At 34.9% G+C, this 2865-nt stretch carries 2 protein-coding genes; both read left to right on the plus strand.

The annotated features are described in order from the left end of the window. On the plus strand, positions 1-1305 hold a 1305-nt coding region (locus ABE34_RS20600; protein WP_241747261.1), incomplete at its 5' end, for a condensation domain-containing protein. A gap of 88 nt (positions 1306-1393) precedes the next feature. Beyond that, positions 1394-2865, plus strand: a 1472-nt coding sequence (locus tag ABE34_RS20605; RefSeq protein WP_241756712.1) for a condensation domain-containing protein, incomplete at its 3' end; no start/stop codon positions are given.

Here is a 2865-nt window from a genome sequence, read left to right on the forward strand (position 1 = left end):
GATTCTTGGAACTTAGAAAAGCCAGAACACTTTAACCAGACAATGATGTTCCCAGTAGACGGGATTGATAATACACAAATAAAGCAAGCAATCGAAGAACTTGTGAAACATCATGACATGTTAAGGGCAGTATACAGAAATCAACAACTCGAAATCCTTCCAATCAGTGAAAGCAAATTGTGTGATTTTTATGAGTTTGATTACCGAGGAAAAGATGACGTCAAGCAAGCCATTCAAGAGCGCTGCAGTGAAATACAGGCGAGCATCAATCTGGAGACTGGTTCGTTGGTAAAAATTGCTGTATTTGAAACAGACCATGATAAAGTAATGATGTTCTGTGTACACCATCTAGCAATCGACGGTGTATCTTGGCGAATTCTTGCAGAGGATTTTGAAACAGCAGTAGATCAGATCCAGAAGAATGAAGAGATAAGATTACCAGAGAAGACGGCCTCATTTATGGAATGGGCAGAAGAATTAGAGAAGTATGCTTCAAGTCCATCTTTAGATTGTGATAAAGCATATTGGGAAAAAACCATAAAACAAATCATTCCTATCACTGGTATAACGAGAAGTATGGAAGATATAAAGGATGAGGACGTAGTTATTAGTTTTGATTCGGATACTACACAAAAATTAGTTTTAGAAGCTGGAACAGCTTATAGCACAGAAGTGAATGATTTATTATTAGCGGCGTTAACAACTGCGATATATCGATGGAAATCTGATAAGAAGATTGTCATTTGTCTTGAAGGACATGGAAGAGAGCCAATCGAAGATGATATAAACATTACTTCTACAGTAGGTTGGTTCACGACACAGTATCCTGTTGTATTTGATTGTAGTGAAGATATTCAAGAGTCTATCGTTTCAGTGAAAGAAAAATTAAGAGCAGTACCAAATAAAGGATTGAAATTTGGATTACTTTATTCTGAAAAAGATTACATTCAACCAGACATTTGTTTCAATTATCTGGGACAGATAGGAGATCTGAAGAGCGATAATAGTACGAAAGACCAGATTGCGTACTCTGCAGGACAGAATATTGCGAAGGAAAACAAAAGTGTCTCCAATATTCTGTTTAATGGCATTATTGCGAATGGAGTTTTAAACATTCAATTAAGCTATGATAAAAAGTTTGCTAGTTTTGAGGAAATGACTAGTTTAGCTAAGTTATATGAAAAAGCATTAGTTGAGATGATTAAACACTGTATCTTAAAAGATGATACTAGCATTACAATATCAGATCTGGAGGATTCGGATATTAATGAAAATGAACTGGATTTAATCAATTCATTTTTTTGATGTCGAGCTATTAAAATACTGATACCATAAGCTAGAGTGATAGTGCGATAGGTGCTGTCATTCTAGCTAAAATAGAAAGAGGTAACTTATGGCAAAAGGAAAGATAATAAATAAAAATATAGAAAGTATATATGCATTAACTCCTTTACAAGAGGGAATACTATATCATAATTTAGTAGAAAAGACATCTACAAGTTATGTAATTCAGAGTGTATTTTCTGTTCGTTTAGGTTTGAAAAATGAGGTGATAGAGAGCGCCTTGGATTTATTATCCAAAAGATATTCTATACTACGGACATCATTTTTTCATGAAAAGATGGAAAAACCTCGTCAAGTAGTGTTGAAAGAGCGAAAAATTGAATATAAATGTATCGATTTATCAAATCATAGTTATGATGAAAAAGAAGCATGTTTAGCTGAGTTGGTAGATCAAGATTTAAATCGGAATTTTGATTTACAAAGAGATTCACTTTTAAGAGTAACGCGTATCATTTATGATGAAAACTATTGTAAATTTATTTGGACAATGCATCATATCATTATTGATGGATGGTGTCTAGGTATACTGAACGGAAAGTTTTTTGAGTATTACCAACAATTAGATAGTGGTGTCAGTAAATCTAAGATTGAGTCTGAGATTGAACGAGAAAAACTTGAAAATGGTGAATTTGAAGACTATATTCATTGGCTAAGAAAACAAGATCAGGAAAAAGCAAAAGAATACTGGAGCAAGTTATTAGATGATTATGACAGTGACTGTGAAATCACTCCGATGAACAAGCCAAAAGAGTCTAGCGATGAACAGATGCGAAGACAAAGGATAGCTGTCGATCGGAAGGTAACATCGACTCTACAGCGAATTGCAGAACAAAATGGAAGTACGATTAATACAGTCGCTGAAGTAATATGTGGAATCATGCTGCAAGTATGTACTAGAAACCAAGATGTAGTCTTTGGAAAAGTCGTATCAGGAAGAAATGCTGATATCAAGGGCATAGAAGATATGGTAGGTCTGTTCATTAATACTATTCCAGTAAGAGTAAGAACAGAAGATAAGATGAGCATTAGGGAACTGTTGAAGAAACAGCAAGAACAGGGAAATGAAAGTACGAGCTATGATTATTATTCATTGGCAGAGATACAAAATGAGACACTGCAAGGAACAGAATTGATTAAAGTCCTGTATGTTTTTGAAAACTATATGTCTGGATTAGAGTCAGAACAACAAGAAACTGATAAAAATCAGATGATGGTAGCACTCGAACAAGCAAGAGAACAAACCAATTATGCAATATCTATAGCAGGATATGAAATGGATGGAGCACTTGGTTTTGACATTATGTATAATCCAAATCAATTTAGTGAAGAAGACATACAGAGGTTATTAGAACGTTTGGTGAAGATCAGTGAGGAAATCGCAGAAAATCCAGACAGACAAGTAGCGGAAATAGAAACCGTGACTGAGGATGAAAAAGAAAAGATCCTCCATGACTTCAATGCAACCAAGACAGAGTATCCAAGAGAGAAGACGGTAGTCGAACTGTTCGAAGAACAGGCAGC

The sequence above is a fragment of the Lysinibacillus sphaericus genome, assembly GCF_015844675.1.
Classification (GTDB): domain Bacteria; phylum Bacillota; class Bacilli; order Bacillales_A; family Planococcaceae; genus Lysinibacillus; species Lysinibacillus sphaericus_E.